Raw genomic sequence first — 18447 nt, forward strand, 5'->3', positions numbered from 1 at the left:
CCGCGACGGCGACCCGGACGCACCACCACGCGCCGGAGTCCATCATCTGTCCACTCTCGACATTCCCGAAGGGGAGGTCACCACAGTGTCGGTTTCCATCAAGCCGCTCGAGGACCGCATCGTCGTCAAGGCCGTCGAGGCCGAGCAGACCACGGCGTCCGGTCTCGTCATCCCGGACACGGCCAAGGAGAAGCCCCAGGAGGGCGAGGTCCTCGCCGTGGGTCCCGGTCGCATCGACGACAAGGGCAACCGCGTCCCCGTCGACGTCGCCGTCGGCGACAAGGTCATCTACTCCAAGTACGGCGGCACCGAGGTCAAGTACGGCGGCGAGGAGCTCCTGATCCTGAGCGCCCGCGACGTCCTCGCGATCGTCGGCTGACGCAGCATCGACTTCTCTGGGAGCCCCGGCCCGAGCCTTCGCGGCTGGGGGCGGGGCTCTCGTCATACCTCTAGACAGACAAGGAAGCTCATGGCCAAGACGCTTGAGTTCAACGACGACGCGCGCAAGTCCCTGGAGCGCGGTGTCGACGCCCTCGCCAACGCGGTGAAGGTCACGCTCGGCCCCAAGGGCCGCAACGTCGTGATCGACAAGAAGTGGGGCGCCCCCACCATCACCAACGACGGCGTGACCATCGCCCGTGAGGTCGAGCTGGACGACCCCTACGAGAACCTCGGCGCGCAGCTCGCCAAGGAGGTCGCCACCAAGACCAACGACATCGCCGGTGACGGCACCACCACCGCGACCGTCCTCGCGCAGGCCATGGTCAAGGAGGGCCTGCGCAACGTCGCCGCCGGGGCCGCCCCGGCCGGTGTCAAGCGCGGCATGGACCAGGCCGTCGACGCCGTGTCCGAGCGCCTGCTCGCCAACGCCCGCGAGGTCTCCGGCAAGTCCGAGATCGCCGCGGTCGCCTCGCTCTCCGCGCAGAACGAGGAGGTCGGCACGCAGATCGCCGAGGCCTTCGACAAGGTCGGCAAGGACGGCGTCATCACCGTCGAGGAGTCCTCCACCGCTAGCACCGAGCTGGAGTTCACCGAGGGCATGCAGTTCGACAAGGGCTACATCTCCCCCTACTTCGTCTCCGACCCGGAGCGCATGGAGGCCGTCCTCGAGGACGCCTACGTGCTCGTCAACCAGGGCAAGATCTCGGCCATCGCCGACGTCCTGCCGCTCCTCGAGAAGGTCGTGCAGGCCGGCAAGCCGCTGCTGATCATCGCCGAGGACGTCGACGGCGAGGCGCTGTCCACCCTGGTGGTCAACAAGATCCGCGGCACCTTCAACGTCGTCGCGGTCAAGGCGCCGGGCTTCGGCGACCGCCGCAAGGCCATGCTCGCCGACATCGCCGTCCTCACCGGTGGCCAGGTCGTCGCCGAGGAGGTCGGCCTCAAGCTCGACCAGGTCGGCCTCGAGGTCCTCGGCCAGGCCCGCCGCGTGGTCGTCTCCAAGGACGACACCACGATCATCGACGGCTCCGGCGACGCCGGCGCGGTCGACGGCCGCGTCTCCGAGATCAAGGCCGAGATCGAGCGCACCGACTCCGACTGGGACCGCGAGAAGCTCCAGGAGCGTCTCGCCAAGCTCGCCGGTGGCGTCTGCGTCATCAAGGTGGGTGCCCACACCGAGGTCGAGCTCAAGGAGAAGAAGCACCGCATCGAGGACGCGATCTCCGCGACGCGCGCCGCGATCGAGGAGGGCATCGTCGCCGGTGGCGGCTCCGCCCTCGTCCACGCGGTCCGCGCTCTCGACGACCTCCACCTGGAGGGCGACGAGCTGACCGGCGCCAACATCGTGCGCAAGGCCGCGGCCGAGCCGCTGCGCTGGATCGCCGAGAACGCCGGGCTCGAGGGCTACGTCGCCGTCTCCAAGGTCGCCGAGCTGGAGCCGGGCAACGGGCTCGACGCCGCGACGGGGGAGTACGTCGACCTGGTCAAGGCCGGCGTCATCGACCCGGTCAAGGTCACGCGTTCCGCCCTGCGCAACGCCGCGTCCATCGCCTCGATGGTCCTGACGACCGACACCCTCGTGGTCGAGAAGCCCGAGGATGAGCCTGCCGCTCCCGCCGGTGGTCACGGCCACGGGCACGGTCACTGACCTGACCTGACCCGACGCGACCTGACCTCACGCCAGGCCGTATGCCGCGAAGGCCGCCCGCCCCGATCGGGGTGGGCGGCCTTCGCGCGTGGTGAGGGGGGGGTCAGGCGATCGCGATCGCGGTGCTGGCGGCGTAGTGCGACTCGCGCTCGTCCTCGGTCATGCCGCCCCAGACGCCGTAGGGCTCGCGCACCCGCAGGGCGTGCTCGCGACACTGGCCCAGGACGGGGCAGGCGATGCAGACCGCCTTGGCCGCGCCGTCCCGGTTGCGCCGGGCGGGGCCACGCTCGCCCTCGGGGTGGAAGAACACGTCGGGGTTCTCCCGGCGGCATGATCCCTGCAGCTGCCAGTCCCACTGATCGGCGACGGGTCCCGGGAGGCGGCTGATCTCGGCCATGGTGTGCTCCTGTGCAGAGATGCGGCGACGATGACCGAGGATGTCACGCAAGTCACACCATGCAAGCACTTCGCACAATGATCAAACGTATGACATACTCACGAGTAACCTGAGGTGACCCATGAGCCCTAGCCAGCGACGTCGCGTAGTGGCGGGGGCGTGCTGCTGCGACAGACCGTACCTGCGTGAATGCGCCTGCGGCAAGATGCGGCAGGCGTAATCCACGCCGACTTCTCGCCCCTTGGGCATCCGGTGGGCCCGACCGGATAAATATTCGACACACAATGTGAAAACGTGGCAACGCTGTGTCAATTTAGCGCCGGTCGGGTGGAGTCGAGGTGACCAGCCGGTGGACGCCCGCGGTCGGGGGCGACCCTGGAGATCGTTGCACCTGGTTGACAGGTCGACAGGGGTCGGTCAGCGTGACGGCGGATCGGACGGCCCCGTTCGGCGACGAGGATGGGTACATGGACATGGCTGCTAGCACCGGCGCACCTCGGCGTCCCAACGCGTTCGAGAGCCTGACGGTGGCCGTGGTGGCCGAGATGGTCGGGGTCGCCCCGTCCACCCTGCGCACCTGGGCCCGGCGCTACGGCCTCGAGCCGTCCGGTCACCGGTCGGGTCTGCACCGTCGCTACTCCGAGACCGACGTGGCGCGCCTGCGCTTCATGCGCGCCCTGACCCAGTCCGGCCTGACCTCGCGGGACGCCGCCCGCCGCGCCCTGGACGCCACGACGGAGGAGCTGGCCGCCAGCTCGAACCCCACACACCACGGGGAGGGGGAGGTGTCCCTGGTCTCCGGGCGCAGCGACGCGACCGCGCTGCGGGGCGGCTACCTCGGCCGCGGCGCCCAGGTGGGCGAGGTGGCGGCTCCCGTCATGACCCTGCTGGGGACCTTGGGCAACGGCGACGCGCAGGGCAGCACGGCGCTCCTGCGCCTCGCGCAACGCGACCTCGGGGCCGCCCGCACGTGGGACGAGCGGGTGCTGCCCGCGCGCAACGCGGCCTGGATGCTGGCGCCGGTCGCCCAGGGGCGTGCGGACGCCATGCTGGCCTCCGCCACGGCGGGGGCGGTCGGCGACATACGGCTCCGACGCAGCCCTCGCAACCTCCGCCCGGTGCACGTCGTGTCCCTGCCCGGCCTCGACGACCCCGCCGCCCGCCTCCTGCTGCGCGCCGCCCTGGCCGAGCGGTCCATCGCCGTGAGCGACCTCTCGCTGGAGGGGTCGGCCAGCAGGGCCGCCCGCGTCCTGGGTGAGGGGATCGAGGGGGTGCTGGTCGTCTACGTCGGGGAGGGTGCGGTCGCCGCCCAGGTGGCCGGCCGGCTGCGGCAGTCCGCGCGGTCGGGCGACCAGGTCTACTGGGGCGAGGGCTGGCTGCACTGGCCGGGGCAGGAGGCCACCATGGCCGACGTCGTGCGGGCGGTCGAGGGCAAGTGCTGCGCCCCGTCGGGGTGACCTTGCTGAGCGTGATGGCCGGTGTGCGCACCGACATCGGCGGCACGCATGCGGGGGACGGGCAGTCGCTCGCGGTCACGCTTCTGGGCTGCATGGGTAGTGTCGGTTCTCTGGGGGGACGTTGCGACCGGTTCGGTGATTTACCTGCACCTGGACGCTTTTGTGAGCCAAGATAACTCTTGGTAATTGACTTGACCCGACCGGAGGCAGGGATGACGACCGTGATGGTGTGCGACGACGCGCCACTCACCCGCGAGGTGATGATGCGCCGGATCGGCTCGCTGCCCGGCGTGACCCGGGTCTGCGGTGCCTCCTCCGGCGAGGAGCTCCTGGCCAAGTACGCCACGGAGCAGCCGGCGCTGACGCTCACGGACCTGCGCATGCCCGGCATGGGGGGACTGGACGCCGTCAAGCGGCTGCTCGCCCTGCGCCCCAGCGCGCAGATCATGATGATGACGCTGGCCGAGGACATCGACGGTGTGGCGCGGGCCCTGGCCTACGGCGCCAAGGGCTATGTCATGAAGGACTCCACCCGCGAGGAGCTGGCCGTCGCGCTCGCGCCCTTCATCGGTGAGGCGATGCCGCGATCGGGCGGGGCCGGGCGCCCCGGGGTGACGGCGACCCTCACCGCCCGCGAGCTCGAGGTGCTGCGCGGGATGAGCCAGGGGCACAGCAACGCCGAGATCGGCGCCGAGCTGTACCTCACCGAGGACACGATCAAGACCCACGCCCGACGACTCTTTCGCAAGCTGGACGCCTCGGACCGTGCTCACGCGGTCGCCATCGCCTACCGCACCGGCCTGATCAGCTGACCTGACGCGCTGGGTGGCTCTGGGCAGGGCCAGGCGGCTACTCTGAGGGAACAGGCACGCCGTGAGGCGGCCTTCGCCGTGTCCACGACCCGCCCGACGAGGGGCCGGTCGTCGCTCCCCGAGGAGGTGCCGATGAGCGTCCCCGACGCCCGTGATCAGCGGCACCTTCACGTCTACGGAGCCGACCCCGCCGACCGCGGCCGGGGACCCGGCGCAAACCGGCCCACCGAGGACGTAACGTCCGGGGTCGCCGCACCGATGTCACCCACGGGTCCAGCCATGCGCTCGGCCGACGTCGTGTCGGCTGCCGCCCAGGGCGAGCCCGCCGCTCTGCAGGCGCTGCTGACCGACGTCCGACGCATCGCCTTCCGCTACTGCCGCGCGCGCCTCGGGGGTCTCCCCGCCGGTGTGCAGGCCGCCGATGACGCAGCTCAGGAGGTGTGTGTCGCCGTGCTCCGATCGCTGCCGCGCTACGAGGACCGTGGTGCCCCCTTCGAGGCCTTCGTCTACGGCATCGCCTCCAACAAGGTCGCCGACGCCATGCGGTCGAGCCTGCGCGGACCCGAGCCGACCGACGAGCTCCCCGACGAGATCGACCTGGACGCCGACCCGCTCGACACGGTCATCGCGGCGGAGCGCTCCTCCGACACCTGGGCCATGCTCGACCGGCTGGGGGAGACCCAGCGCGAGATCCTGACCCTGCGCGTCGCGGTGGGCATGACCGCCGACGAGGTCGCCGCCTCCCTCGACATGACCCCGGGAGCGGTGCGCGTCGCCCAGCACCGCGCCCTCACCCGGCTGCGCGCCATGATGGCCGGCCCGGCCGGCGGGGGAGGATCCCGATGAACCACCGACCCGACGGCACGCCCCAGCCCTCGCTGCGCCTCGTGCGCGACGACGACGAGCTCGTGCAGCAGATCGCCGACCGTCGCGAGACCGTCGAGCACGACGACCCCGTCCTGGCCATGCTCGAGGGCTGGGCCACCGAGATCGACCAGGACCTGCCCGAGGACCTGGCCGAGGGCGCGCCCCGACCGCTCCCCTCCAGGCGCACCGTCATCGTCACGCGGGCGGGTGTCGCGGCCAGCGTCGCCGCCGTCGTCCTGTCGGGCGTCACCGTCGCCGCCGCGGCGAGCGAGGGCGGCCTGGCCGGCTTCGTCAGCAAGGTCGAGCGCGGCGTCGAGAAGGGCGTGGCGGCCCCCCGGCCCGCGGACGCCGCCGTGCTCGCCACCGCCGACGCCACGAGCCACGGCCCGGACGGTCACTCCGTGCGCACGGCTCTCAACCTCGCCTCGCAGCGGCTCAAGGCCGGCGACCGCGACGCCGCCGCCGCCGTCCTGAGCCTCGTCGAGGACCAGGTCCGCCGTGACCCGTCGCTCCTCGGCGAGGGCGACCACGCGCTGCTCGCCGCGGTGCGCCAGGACCTGACGGGGTCCGGGTCCGACGACGACGGCCTGGTGCTGGCGGATCCGCCGCGCACCGCTGCGGCGTCCGCGTCGCCCACGCGTCCCGGGACCCGCTCGCCCGACCGGTCGGGCACCGGGTCGTCCGCGGCGGGCCCCGTCACCACGCGCCCCTCCTCGTCACCGAGCACCTCGCCGACGAGCACGCCGACGCCGACGACGACCCCGTCGTCGCCGAGCCAGAGCCCCAGCCCGTCGTCGCCGCGCCCGACGACCCAACCCACGCAGCCGACCACACCGACCACGCGGCCGACGACGCCGACCACCCGGCCCACGTCTCCCACCACGTCGCCCACGTCTCCGAGCGCCCCCTCGACGAGCCTCCCGCTGCGACCGCCGAACCCGACGCCGTCCGTGACTGGCACGGGGACGCCGCGCGTCGAGTCGCGCACACCGGCCTCCGGCCGCACCCGCACCTCCGGCACCACGCAGCAGCGCACACCGGCCCGCGACCGGTCGACGAGCCTGACGGTTGCGCCGTCGGCCGCTCGGTCGGGCGGCCACGGCGGCGACCAGCCCTGAGTCGGCGACGCGGGGAGGCGCCGAGTTGTCGGCATACGAGCCACTGCCTCCCCGCCGATAGACTGGCGGCATGAGCCTCGAAGACGTCCGCGCCGTCCCCGACAAGTTCGCCGCCCTGGGGCTCACCTATGACGACGTGCTCCTCCTGCCCGGGGAGACCGACGTCATCCCCAGCGAGGTCGACACCACGACCCGCCTGACCCGCGAGCTGTCCATCCGCATCCCGCTCGTCTCGGCGGCGATGGACACCGTGACCGAGGCCCGCATGGCCATCGCGATGGCCCGTCAGGGCGGCCTCGGCATCCTGCACCGCAACCTGTCGATCGAGGACCAGGCCTACCAGGTCGACCTGGTCAAGCGCACCCAGACGGGGCGCATCAGCAACCCCGTGACCATCGGCCCCGACGCCACGCTCGAGGAGCTCGACCAGATCTGCGGGGAGTACCGCGTCTCCGGCCTGCCCGTCGTCGGCGAGGACCTGACCCTGCTCGGCATCTGCACCAACCGTGACCTGCGCTTCACCCCCGTCGCGGAGTGGGCCACCACGCTGGTCCGCGAGGTCATGTCGCCCATGCCGCTCATCACCGCGCCGGTCGACATCTCGCGCGAGGACGCCACGGCGCTGCTGCGCCAGCACAAGCGCGAGCGGCTCCCCCTGGTCGACGGGCAGGGCCGGCTCGCCGGTCTCATCACCGTCAAGGACTTCGTCAAGTCCGAGCAGTACCCCCTGGCCAGCAACGACGCCCACGGCCGGCTCCTGGTCGGGGCGGCCGTCGGCTACTTCGGCGAGTCCTGGGAGCGCGCGACCACGCTGATCGAGGCGGGGGTCGACGTGCTCGTCGTCGACACCGCGCACGGCCACGCTCGCCTGCTCATCGACATGATCAAGCGGCTCAAGGCCGACAGCGCCACCCGTCACGTCCAGATCATCGGCGGCAACGTCGCCACCCGCGCCGGCGCGGCCGCGATGGTCGAGGCCGGCGTCGACGCCGTCAAGGTGGGTGTCGGACCGGGATCCATCTGCACGACCCGCATCGTCGCCGGCGTGGGCGTCCCGCAGCTCACCGCGGTCTACGAGGCGGCGCAGGCGGCCGCGGCGGCCGATGTCCCCGTCATCGCGGACGGCGGCCTGCAGTACTCCGGCGACATCGCCAAGGCCCTGGTCGCGGGCGCCAGCTCGGTCATGGTCGGGTCGCTGCTCGCCGGCTGCGAGGAGAGCCCGGGCGAGCTGATCTTCGTCAACGGCAAGCAGTTCAAGGCCTACCGCGGCATGGGCTCGCTCGGCGCCATGAGCTCGCGCACCAAGAAGTCCTACTCCAAGGACCGCTACTTCCAGGCCGACGTCACCAGCGACGACCAGCTGGTCCCCGAGGGGATCGAGGGCAAGGTCGCCTATCGCGGCACCCTGCAGGCCGTCGCCCACCAGCTCGTGGGCGGACTGCACCAGTCGATGTTCTACGTCGGGGCCCGCACCGTGCCCGACCTCCAGGCCAAGGGGCAGTTCGTGCGCATCACGTCGGCGGGGCTCAAGGAGAGCCACCCGCACGACGTGCAGATGATCGCCGAGGCGCCCAACTACTCCGGTCGCTGACGCGCCGCGGCCCCACGCACCCACCCTCCACCCCACAGACAGGCACCAGACGTGACCGAGATCGAGATCGGACGGGGCAAGCGCGCCCGCCAGGCCTACACCTTCGACGACATCGCGATCGTGCCCTCGCGGCGCACCCGCGACCCCGAGGAGGTGTCGGTGTCGTGGCAGATCGACGCCTACCACTTCGACCTGCCGATCATGGCCGCGCCGATGGACTCCGTCGTCTCGCCGGCCTCGGCGATCGCCTTCGGTCGGCTGGGTGGTCTCGGTGTCCTCGACCTCGAGGGCCTGTGGACCCGGTATGCCGACCCGCAGCCCCTCCTCGACGAGATCGCCACGCTGTCCGGGGCGGACGTCACGCCGCGCATGCAGGAGATCTATGCCGAGCCCATCAAGCCCGAGCTGATCACCGCACGCCTCAAGGAGATCCGCGACGCGGGCGTCACCGTCGCCGGCGCGCTGTCGCCGCAGCGGACCCAGGAGCACTGGCGCACCGTCGTCGACGCGGGGTGCGACCTCTTCGTCATCCGGGGCACCACCGTCTCGGCCGAGCACGTGTCGAGCCGCACCGAGCCGCTCAACCTCAAGCGCTTCATCTACGAGCTGGACGTCCCCGTGATCGTCGGCGGGGCAGCGACCTACACGGCCGCCCTGCACCTGATGCGCACCGGTGCGGCCGGCGTCCTCGTCGGCTTCGGCGGGGGAGCGGCGAGCACCACCCGCCAGACGCTCGGGATCCACGCCCCGATGGCCACCGCGGTGGCCGACGTGGCGGCGGCCCGGCGCGACTACCTCGACGAGTCGGGCGGACGCTACGTCCACGTCATCGCCGACGGCTCCGTGGGACGCGCCGGCGACATCGTCAAGGCGGTCGCGTGCGGCGCCGACGCGGTGATGATCGGTGCCGCGCTCGCGCGTGCGACCGACGCCCCCGGCCAGGGCTACCACTGGGGGTCGGAGGCACGTCACGAGGAGCTGCCGCGCGGCGCCCGCGTCAACGTCCGCGGCGCCGCCCCGCTGAAGGAACTGCTCTTCGGCCCTGCCCACACCGCCGACGGCACGACCAACATGATCGGTGCCCTGCGCCGCGCCATGGCGACGACGGGCTACAGCGACCTGAAGGAGTTCCAGCGGGTGGAGGTCGTGGTCAACCCGTATACGGCGCAGTGACGAAGGGCGTAGCGGAGGTTGCGCCCGACGGAGGATGGTGCGGCCGTAGCGGAGTCCGAGGAGCTGCGCCAATCAAATAGAGCGCAGTGACGAAGGGCGTAGCGGAGGTTGCGCCCGACGGAGGATAGTGCGGCCGTAGCGGAGTCCGAGGAGCTGCGCCGATCAGATACAGCGCAGTGACGAACGAGCGGTGACGACGGTCGCAGCCATCGGACGGCCGCGACGAACTGCGTCCGGCCTGCAGTTTGTCCACGTGCGGATAGGCCGGGGCTGGGGTGTGCGGGGTCTGCGCTGGGAGCGCGAACCTCGCGCAGCGGCGCGGGTGGGGGTGGGCCGGCGTGAGCGGGGCGCGCGGCATACGGCCTGGATCGGTAGGGTCGGGTGCGTCGACCACCTCGAGCACCGGAGGACACCGTGAACCACCCGACCGTCGACCCGCAGCTGCTCCGAGAGGCGCGGGACCGCGCCCGCCGGGAGCACGAGGAGGCCAAGGCCGCGGGGCTCAAGCTCGACATCACGCGGGGCAAGCCCTGCTCGGCCCAGCTCGACCTCAGCGAGCGGCTGCTGACCGTGCTGGCCGAGGGCGAGCACACGACGCAGGCCGAGGGTGACCTGCGCAACTACAGCCCGACGCAGGGCCTGACCGAGCTGCGGGAGATCTTTGCCCCGCTGCTCGACGTCCGCCCGGACCAGCTGGTGGTGCGGGACAACTCGTCGCTGTCGCTGATGCACCAGTGCGTGGCGTCGTCGTTCTTCCACGCTCCGCCCGGCGCTCCCGAGGGCACGGGCTGGGCGGGCCGGACGGTGCGGTTCCTGGCGCCGGTGCCCGGCTACGACCGGCACTTCACGGTGTGCTCGGAGCTGGGCGTCGAGCTGGTGACCGTGCCGATGACGCCGGAGGGCCCCGACATGGACCTCGTCGAGGAGCTCGCCGGCAAGGACGCCTCGATCAAGGGCATCTGGTGCGTCCCGAAGTACTCCAACCCGACGGGCGTGACCTACTCCAGCGAGACCGTGCAGCGGCTCGCGGCGATGCAGACCGCGGCGCCGGACTTCCGGGTCTACTGGGACAACGCCTATGCCATCCACCACCTGCGCAGCACCGAGGCGCAGCTCGACCCGATCCTCGAGGCGTGCGAGCAGGCCGGCAACCCCGACCGTGCGTTCGTCTTCGGCTCCACGTCCAAGGTGACCTTCGCCGGCGGCGGCGTCTCGTTCTTCGCCTCCTCGCCGGCCAACGTGGCGTGGTTCCTCAAGCGTGACGGCTTCCGCTCGATCGGGCCGGACAAGCTCAACCAGCTGCGCCACCTGCGGTTCTTCGAGACCACCGAGGGCGTGCGAGCGCACATGCAGCGGCACCGCGAGATTCTCGAGCCCAAGTTCGACGCCGTGCTGCGGCACCTCGAGAAGGACCTCGCCGAGCTCGGGATCGCGGAGTGGACCGACCCTGACGGCGGCTACTTCATCAGCCTCGACGTCGTGCCCGGCACGGCGGGTCGGGTCGTCGAGCTCGCCAAGGAGGCGGGCGTCGCCCTGACGCCAGCCGGCGCGACCTTCCCCGGCGGCGTGGACCCGGACGACCGCAACATCCGCATCGCCCCGACCATGCCGTCGACCGACGACCTGGACACCGCGCTGCGGGTCCTCACGTCGTGCGTGGTGCTGGCGGCCGCGGAGTCGCTGCTGCCGGACGACGACGCCGCATCCGGCGCACGGTGACGAGGTAGATCACGAGCAGCGCCGCGGCATACGCGACGGGGGTCGCGGGGTACGCCCCGTGGCCCCCGTACGCGCAGCACCCCGCCACGGCCAGCGCCAGCCACTCGGGACGTCCCACCATCACGGCCAGCGCCACGAGCGGCAGGGAGTACCACGCGAGCACGGGCGTAGTGGTGAGCAGCAGCGCGCCGAAGAGGTAGAGCGCGGGCAGCGCCGGGTCGTCCTCACGCCCGCGGCGCCCGAGCACCGCCCAGGCCGCCACGCCCAGGCACACGACGACGGCGAGGACGTTGGCGACGGGCAGCGGCATCACGAGCGTGAGCAGGGACGCGCGGTTCTCGCCGCCCTCCTCGGCGAGGTAGCCGTCGAGCGATCCCTTGATGGCCGGGCCGACGGCGAGATAGTGCGGCAGATAGACCAGGACGACCAGGCCGATGGCGGTGAGCCCGACCACCAGAGAGCGTCGTATGCCGCCCCAGACGCCCGCCGGGGACCCGTCGTCGCGGGTGCACCGCCAGGGTGTGAACGCCGGCAGCAGGACGAACGGCGTGAGCTTGACCGCCGCCGCGAGCCCCACGAGCCCGCCGACGACCACCGCGGCCCGCCGGTGCACGGCGGCCATCACGGCGAGCACGACCAGGAGGGCGACGAGCACGTCGACGTGACCGCCGTTGCCGGCCTCCAGCACGACGATCGGCGACCAGGCCCAGACCAGGGCCTGGAAGGGGTCACGACCACGGGAGCGCAGGTAGCGCGCGATCAGCACCGACGTCGCGACGGCGATCAGCGCCCCGCTGATCTGGAAGCCCTTGGACCCCCACGACCACGGCGTCACGGCGGACACGGCCGCGTAGTAGGCCTCGGCGACGGGTGGGTAGGGCGTGAGGAAGCGGGGGCGGCTGATGGGGGAGCGCGGGTCGTTGCGGGCGTACTCCAGAACCCCCTCGCGGGTGGCGGGCAGCGGCTCGGTCGTGACGCCGGACGGCTCGTCGGGCCGCAGCCCCGGGAACAGGACGGGGTCGCGCAGGTGCGCGAGGCGGTCGTCGAACGGCACGTAGCGGTAGGGGTCGACGCCGTCCAGCTGCACCCGGCCGTCCCAGACGTAGCGGTTGAGGTCGGTCGAGCTGGCGGGGGCGAAGAAGACGCCGGGGAGCTGGACGACGAGGGCCAGGGCGGCGATCGCGAGCAAGGGTCGGTCGGTGCGGCATGTGCGGTCGGCTCGGAAGAACCAGCGGGCCACCAGCCCGAAGACGATCCACGCGGACAGGGACACGAGCAGGTAGAGCCACCGCCGCGAGTCGGTGTTGCCCACCGACAGCACGCCGAGGTAGGTCACCGTCAGGATCGCGGTGGCCCGCGCAGCTCGTCTCACGGGCCCCAGCCTGCCAAACCCCGGCGCTCAACCAGGTGAGTGACGTGCGCTACAGGGGCACGGGGGTCTGTCATGACTGCGTAGTACGGTCTGCCCATGAGCCTCTCGACGTCCGCGAAGACCGACCCCGTCCGCGCCGCCGGCGGCAACCCCGTCGTGGGTGGGGCGCCGCGGCATACGGTCGACCAGGCGTGGATCGACCAGGTCAGCCGGGGTGTCGTCAGCGACGGGACCGTCCCCGCGGTCGAGCTGACCACGCCGCTGACCGGTGAGGTCCTGGGCACGGTGGCCCAGTCCTCACGGGCCGACGTCGAGGCCGCGGTCCGTGCCGGTCGTATGGCGCAGGTGCGCTGGGCGCGGACCCGTCTGGCGGACCGGTCCCGCATCCTGCTGCGCTTCCACGACCTGGTCCTGGAGCACCAGTCCGAGCTGCTCGACCTCGTCCAGCTCGAGTCCGGCAAGACGCGCTTCCACGGCTTCGAGGAGGTCGCCGACACGGTGATCGTGGCCCGGCACTACGCGCGTCGCCTGCCGGGCTATCTCGCGGGCACCTCGGCCCAGGGCGGGCTGCCGTTCCTGTCCACCGCTCGGGCCGCCCGGCGTCCCAAGGGCGTGGTGGGGGTCGTCGCGCCGTGGAACTACCCGCTGTCCATGTCGATCACCGACGCGATCCCCGCGCTGCTCGCGGGCAACGCGGTCGTGCTGCGCCCCGACAACCGCGCCGCCCTCAGCTGCCTGCGCGCCGTGCAGCTGCTCGAGGAGGCCGGGCTGCCCGACGGTGTCCTGCTGGTCGTGCTGGGCGACGGCCCCAGCGCGGGGCAGGCGGTCGTCGAGCTGACCGACTACGTCTGCTTCACGGGGTCGACCGCCACCGGGCGCAAGGTCGCCGCCACGTGCGCGGAGCGCCTCGTCGGCTGCTCCCTCGAGCTCGGCGGCAAGAACCCGCTCTACGTCGCGGCGGACGCCGACCTGGACCGCGCGGCCCGAGGGGCCGTCACCGCGTGCTTCGGCAGCGCCGGCCAGCTGTGCATCTCCGCCGAGCGGATCATCTGCCACGAGGCGATCGCCGACGACTTCGTCCGCCGGTTCGTGGCCCTGGTGCGCCAGATGCGGCTCTCGGTCGACCTGGCCTACGGCGCCGACATGGGATCGCTCGCGGGCCCGCAGCAGCTGGCGACCGTGGAGGAGCACGTCGAGGACGCGCGCGCCAAGGGCGCCACCGTCCTCACCGGCGGCCGGGCTCGTCCCGACCTCGGCCCCTACGTCTACGAGCCCACCGTGCTGACCGACGTGACCGAGGACATGCTGTGCGCCCGCGGCGAGACCTTCGGGCCCGTCGTCACCATCTATCGCGCCCGCGACGACCGCGCGGCCATCGCCATGTGCAACGACACCGACTACGGCCTCAACGCCTCGGTCTGGACCCGCGACGTGCGGCGCGGCAAGGATCTGGCCCGCCGCATCGACGCGGGCACCGTCGGGGTCAACGACGGCTACGCCGCCGCCTGGACCGCCGTCGGGGCGCCCATGGGCGGCATGAAGCAGTCCGGCATCGGGCGACGTCATGGCGCCGAGGGCCTGCGCAAGTACACCGAGGAGCAGAACGTCGCCGTGCAGCGGCTCGTCCCCGTGCAGGGCCCGGCGGGTGTGGACCAGTCGCTGTGGACGGGCCTGCTCACGAGCGGGCTGCGGTCCCTGCGGGTCACCGGCTGGCGCTGACCGGCTCTGCGTCCTGCGCCGGCGTGGGGTTCTGCGCGGGGTTTCTGCGCGGGATGGGCGCCCGGCCCGGCTAGGTTGAGCCAGGAATGGGACAAAGCCGACCTGGTGCTGGAGGACGTCCGTGAAGCTCGTCGTGCGTCGCGACCCTGTCTACGTGCGCCGGCGGCGCATCGTCGGGCTGATCGCGCTGCTCCTGCTGGCGCTGCTCGTGCTGGGCGGCGTCCGCGCCTGCCAGGCCCTCGTCGGAGGACGGGGCGACGACGCAACGGCTGCCGCGCTCCAGGCGCAGAAGGCCGCGTACGACGTGTCGGGCACCCAGCTCGTCAAGCGGCAGACGATCACCGGCAACATCAACCCCAAGTCGGTGGCCGCGTCCCCCAGCGGTCTCGTGATCGCGCAGAACATGATGTACCGCCACACGGTCACGGCATACGGCGCGGACGGTCAGCTCAAGGCGACCGTCCCCGACGCGGTGGACCTCGCCCAGTTCGGCGTCAAGGACGCCAAGGGCACCGTCAAGGGCGCGCCCGTCGAGGCGACCTGGACCCGGGACGGCGCCAAGGCCTATGTCTCCAACTACTCGATGTACGGCCCCGGGTTCGCCAAGAACGGCTTCGACGACTGCAGCGCCACCTCTGCGGTGGACCGGTCCTACGTCTACCGCCTGGACTCCGCCTCCCTCAAGGTCGACCAGGTCATCCAGGTGGGCGCGGTCCCCAAGGTCGTCGCGCTGAGCCCCGACCAGCGCACCCTGCTGGCGACCAACTGGTGCTCGGGCACCCTGTCGATCGTCGACGTGGCGCAGGCCAAGGAGGTGGCCACCGTCAAGATCGGCGCCCACCCGCGCGGCATCGCGATCAGCCCCGACAGCACCACCGCCTACGTCGCCGAGATGGGCGGGGAGACCGTCTACCAGGTCGACCTGGCCGCGCGGACGGCGAAGCCGCTGGTCAAGCCCGGCAAGGGTCCCCGCGCGCTCGTCGTGTCGGCCGACGGCAAGCACCTGTACGTCACCAACAACGACGCCAACACCCTCGTCCGCGTCGACCTCGCCTCGGCCAAGGTCGACCAGACCGTCTCCCTGGCGAGCCAGCCGCGGTCGATGGCCATGAGCCGCGACGGACGAGCCCTGTATGTCGTGAGCTACGGCGCCGCCGCGATGAGCAAGGTCCGGACCAGCGACCTCACCGTCCAGCAGGTCGTCGCCACCGAGCCCAGCCCGATCGGCGTCGCCTACGAGCCGACGCGCAACGCCGTGTGGGTGTCCTGCTACAGCGGCTCGATCCTGGTGCTCGACGAGGCCAAGGGCGGCACGCCCGCCCCGTCGCCCAAGGGCGGGCAGCCGACGGCGACACCCTCCGGGCCCGCCCACGACTGAGACCCCTCGTGCACGGGACGCCCAGCCGGGTCGCCTAGGGTAGGACGGTGATCCGCACCGCCCTCAAGCCCCGTTGGTTGGGGCTGCTCGCGCTCGTGGTGCTGGTCGTCATCGCCTTCACCCGCCTCGGGCTGTGGCAGCTGGACGTCTCCAAGGACCAGGGCGCCAAGAAGGCCCTGGCCGAGGCTCAGGCCCGACCCGCTGCCCCGCTGTCCCAGGTCGTGCAGCCGCACGCGCCCTTCGAGGGCGTCATGTCCAACCGTCGCGTCGAGGTGACCGGCGCCTACGACCCGTCGGGTCAGTTCCTGGTGCCGGGACGGTTGCTCGAGGGCCGCACCGGCTACTGGGTCGTGACGCCGCTCGACGAGACCGCCACGAGGGCCCGCGTCGCCGTGGTGCGGGGCTTCGTCATACGGCCGTCGGACGCGCCCGCCGCGCCGACCACGACGGTGACGGTGACCGGGACCCTGGCGCCGGGGGAGTCCCCGTCCGACCAGGTCCTGCCCGCCGGGCAGCTCGGCTCGATCGACCTGGCGGTGCTCGTCAACCGGTGGCCGCAGGACCTCTACAACGCCTTCGTGCTCGCCGGGGCGGAGCGCCCGGACCTCGGCGCCGGCACCGCGCTCCAACGCATCCCCCCGCCCCAGCCTGAGTCTCAGCTCAACTGGCGCAACTTCGCCTACGCGCTGCAGTGGTGGGTCTTCGCCGCCTTCGCCGTCTACATGTGGTGGCGCATGGTGCGTGACGACCACCGGTCCGGCATACGGCCAGCCCCTCACGACAACGACCACCCGATCGACCAAGGAGAACCCGCCCGATGACCCAGGTGCCGTCCGCCGGCTACGACAACCCCGAGACCGTCCGCAAGGCGCTCACGCCGTTCAAGGTCATGGCCTTCATCGTCGGCGTGGGGCTGCTCGTGCTCGTGCTCGAGATGCTGCTCAAGTACGGCCCCTGGAAGAACGACGTCCTCGCCTGGTGGGCGATGCCGCACGGCTTCCTCTACATGATCTATCTCGTGGCGACCTTCAACCTGGGGACGGCGGCCAGGTGGCCCCTGTCCAAGATCATCAAGGTCATGCTGGCCGGGATCGTGCCGTTCCTGTCCTTCTGGGTCGAGCGCAAGGTCGCCCACGAGGTCGACGGTAGGCTGGCCGCGTGAGTGAGTCCCTCCAGGCCAAGCCGGTTCTCGTCGTCGACTTCGGCGCGCAGTACGCCCAGCTCATCGCCCGTCGGGTGCGTGAGGCCGATGTCTACTCCGAGGTGGTGCCGCACTCCTGGTCGACCGAGCAGCTGCTCGCCAAGGAGCCCTCGGCGATCATCCTCTCCGGCGGTCCGTCGAGCGTGTATGCCGAGGGCGCCCCGCGCCTCGACCCGGCGCTGCTCGAGGCGGGGATCCCGGTGTTCGGGATGTGCTACGGCTTCCAGGCGATGGTCCAGGCGCTCGGTGGGACGGTCGCGCACACCGGCCTCGGCGAGTACGGCTCGACCCAGGCGCAGGTCAGCGACACCAGCTCCACGTTGTTCAACGGCCAGCCGGCCGACCAGTCGGTGTGGATGAGCCACGGCGACTCGGTGACCGAGGCCCCGGACGGCATGCGGGTCACCGCGGCGACCTCAGGCGCCCCCGTGGCGGCCTTCGAGGACGACGAGCGGCGGCTCTACGGCGTGCAGTGGCACCCCGAGGTCATGCACTCGACGTTCGGGCAGCGCGTGCTCGAGAACTTCCTGTCCAAGGGGGCCCGGATCGAGGCGGACTGGACGCCGGGCAACGTCGCGGAGGAGCTCGTGACCGCCGTGCGCGAGCAGGTCGGCGAGGACCGGGTGCTGTGCGCCCTGTCCGGCGGGGTCGACTCGGCCGTGGCCGCGGCGATCGTGCAGAAGGCCGTCGGCGACCAGCTGACCTGCGTGCACGTCGACCACGGGCTGCTGCGCGAGGGCGAGCGCGAGCAGGTGGAGCGCGAGTTCGTCGAGGCGACGGGGGTCGACCTGATCGTCGTCGACGCGCGGGAGCAGTTCCTCACGGCGCTGGCCGGCGTCACCGACCCCGAGACCAAGCGCAAGATCATCGGCCGTGAGTTCATCCGCGCCTTCGAGCAGGCCGCCCGCGACGTGGTCGAGGACCGCGGCGACGAGGAGCACCCCGTCAAGTGGCTGGTGCAGGGCACGCTCTATCCCGACGTCGTCGAGTCCGGCGGCGGCGAGGGCGCGGCCAACATCAAGTCCCACCACAACGTCGGTGGCCTGCCGGACGACCTGCAGTTCGCGCTCGTCGAGCCGCTGCGCACCCTCTTCAAGGACGAGGTGCGCCAGGTGGGCCTCGAGCTGGGCGTCCCCGAGGCGATCGTGTGGCGTCAGCCCTTCCCAGGCCCGGGCCTCGGCATCCGCATCATCGGCGAGGTGACCGCCGAGCGCCTCGAGATCCTGCGGCGCGCGGACTCGATCGCCCGCGAGGAGCTGTCCGAGGCGGGCCTCGACCGCGAGATCTGGCAGTGCCCTGTCGTGCTGCTCGCCGACGTGCGCTCGGTGGGCGTGCAGGGCGACGGCCGCACCTACGGCCACCCGATCGTGCTGCGCCCGGTCTCGTCGGAGGACGCGATGACGGCCGACTGGTCGCGCGTGCCCTATGACGTGCTGGCGACCATCAGCAACCGCATCACCAACGAGGTGAGCGAGGTCAACCGGGTGGTGCTCGACATCACGAGCAAGCCGCCGGGCACCATCGAGTGGGAGTGACCCGGCCCCGCCTGGGGTG

At 71.9% G+C, this 18447-nt stretch carries 16 protein-coding genes; 14 read left to right on the forward strand and 2 right to left on the reverse strand.

Translation table 11 applies throughout. From position 1 onward, the window contains the following. Positions 1-85 precede the first annotated feature (85 nt). Both groES and groL read left to right on the forward strand, forming a co-directional pair. Positions 86-379 (forward strand): co-chaperone GroES, encoded by a 294-nt coding sequence (gene groES / locus K313_RS0109270; RefSeq protein ID WP_019285526.1) that lies wholly within the window; start codon positions 86-88, stop codon positions 377-379. Between the two features lie 90 nt (positions 380-469). Next, positions 470-2089 carry a chaperonin GroEL gene (gene groL / locus K313_RS0109275; RefSeq protein WP_029211381.1) on the forward strand — a complete coding sequence of 540 codons (1620 nt, stop codon included), beginning with the start codon at positions 470-472 and terminating at the stop codon, positions 2087-2089. A 103-nt stretch (positions 2090-2192) separates the two neighbouring features. Here the strand turns inward: groL and K313_RS0109280 are convergent, their stop codons facing one another. Then, positions 2193-2486 carry a WhiB family transcriptional regulator gene (locus tag K313_RS0109280; RefSeq protein ID WP_019285528.1) on the reverse strand — a complete coding sequence of 98 codons (294 nt, stop codon included), beginning with the start codon at positions 2484-2486 and terminating at the stop codon, positions 2193-2195. Between the two features lie 473 nt (positions 2487-2959). Between K313_RS0109280 and K313_RS24195 the strand changes: the two genes are divergently transcribed. The 7 genes from K313_RS24195 to K313_RS0109315 all read left to right on the forward strand — a co-directional run bounded on the left by K313_RS24195 (position 2960) and on the right by K313_RS0109315 (position 11223). Further along, complete coding sequence (locus tag K313_RS24195) at positions 2960-3943, forward strand: MerR family transcriptional regulator (protein WP_239265373.1); 984 nt, start codon at positions 2960-2962, stop codon at positions 3941-3943. Positions 3944-4155: 212 nt separating this feature from the next. After that, positions 4156-4755: a response regulator transcription factor gene (locus K313_RS0109290; RefSeq protein WP_019285530.1), complete on the forward strand. Its 600-nt coding sequence runs from the start codon at positions 4156-4158 to the stop codon at positions 4753-4755. Between the two features lie 132 nt (positions 4756-4887). Beyond that, entirely contained in the window at positions 4888-5601 is a 714-nt protein-coding gene (gene shbA, locus K313_RS20645; RefSeq protein WP_029211383.1) for an RNA polymerase sigma factor ShbA, read from the forward strand. Next, a complete protein-coding gene (locus tag K313_RS0109300; protein WP_029211384.1) occupies positions 5598-6740 on the forward strand; it encodes a hypothetical protein in 1143 nt (380 codons plus the stop codon). The genes shbA and K313_RS0109300 overlap by 4 nt, the downstream gene beginning before the upstream one ends. A gap of 70 nt (positions 6741-6810) precedes the next feature. Beyond that, positions 6811-8331: an IMP dehydrogenase gene (guaB, locus tag K313_RS0109305; RefSeq protein WP_029211385.1), complete on the forward strand. Its 1521-nt coding sequence runs from the start codon at positions 6811-6813 to the stop codon at positions 8329-8331. A 51-nt stretch (positions 8332-8382) separates the two neighbouring features. Then, positions 8383-9504, forward strand: coding sequence for a GuaB3 family IMP dehydrogenase-related protein (locus tag K313_RS0109310; RefSeq protein ID WP_019285534.1), 1122 nt, complete (start codon positions 8383-8385; stop codon positions 9502-9504). Positions 9505-9918: 414 nt separating this feature from the next. Further along, positions 9919-11223 (forward strand): aspartate aminotransferase type Ic, encoded by a 1305-nt coding sequence (locus tag K313_RS0109315; protein ID WP_029211386.1) that lies wholly within the window; start codon positions 9919-9921, stop codon positions 11221-11223. Here K313_RS0109315 and K313_RS20650 read toward each other — a convergent pair. Beyond that, positions 11150-12595, reverse strand: coding sequence for a glycosyltransferase 87 family protein (locus K313_RS20650; protein ID WP_156911271.1), 1446 nt, complete (start codon positions 12593-12595; stop codon positions 11150-11152). The two genes, K313_RS0109315 and K313_RS20650, sit on opposite strands and share 74 nt — an antisense overlap. Before the next feature lie 96 nt (positions 12596-12691). Between K313_RS20650 and K313_RS0109325 the strand changes: the two genes are divergently transcribed. The 5 genes from K313_RS0109325 to guaA all read left to right on the forward strand — a co-directional run bounded on the left by K313_RS0109325 (position 12692) and on the right by guaA (position 18428). Next, positions 12692-14314 (forward strand): succinic semialdehyde dehydrogenase, encoded by a 1623-nt coding sequence (locus K313_RS0109325; protein ID WP_029211388.1) that lies wholly within the window; start codon positions 12692-12694, stop codon positions 14312-14314. 121 nt (positions 14315-14435) lie between these two features. Then, positions 14436-15692 carry a YncE family protein gene (locus K313_RS20655; RefSeq protein WP_029211389.1) on the forward strand — a complete coding sequence of 419 codons (1257 nt, stop codon included), beginning with the start codon at positions 14436-14438 and terminating at the stop codon, positions 15690-15692. A gap of 47 nt (positions 15693-15739) precedes the next feature. Continuing rightward, a complete protein-coding gene (locus K313_RS0109335) occupies positions 15740-16513 on the forward strand; it encodes an SURF1 family protein (protein WP_029211390.1) in 774 nt (257 codons plus the stop codon). Continuing rightward, complete coding sequence (locus K313_RS20660; protein WP_019285542.1) at positions 16510-16854, forward strand: DUF3817 domain-containing protein; 345 nt, start codon at positions 16510-16512, stop codon at positions 16852-16854. Before K313_RS0109335 ends, K313_RS20660 begins: the two co-directional genes overlap by 4 nt. Next, entirely contained in the window at positions 16851-18428 is a 1578-nt protein-coding gene (gene guaA, locus K313_RS0109345) for a glutamine-hydrolyzing GMP synthase (protein WP_029211391.1), read from the forward strand. The genes K313_RS20660 and guaA overlap by 4 nt, the downstream gene beginning before the upstream one ends. Positions 18429-18447 lie beyond the last annotated feature (19 nt).

The sequence above is a fragment of the Arsenicicoccus bolidensis DSM 15745 genome, from assembly GCF_000426385.1.
In the GTDB taxonomy this organism is placed as follows: domain Bacteria; phylum Actinomycetota; class Actinomycetes; order Actinomycetales; family Dermatophilaceae; genus Arsenicicoccus; species Arsenicicoccus bolidensis.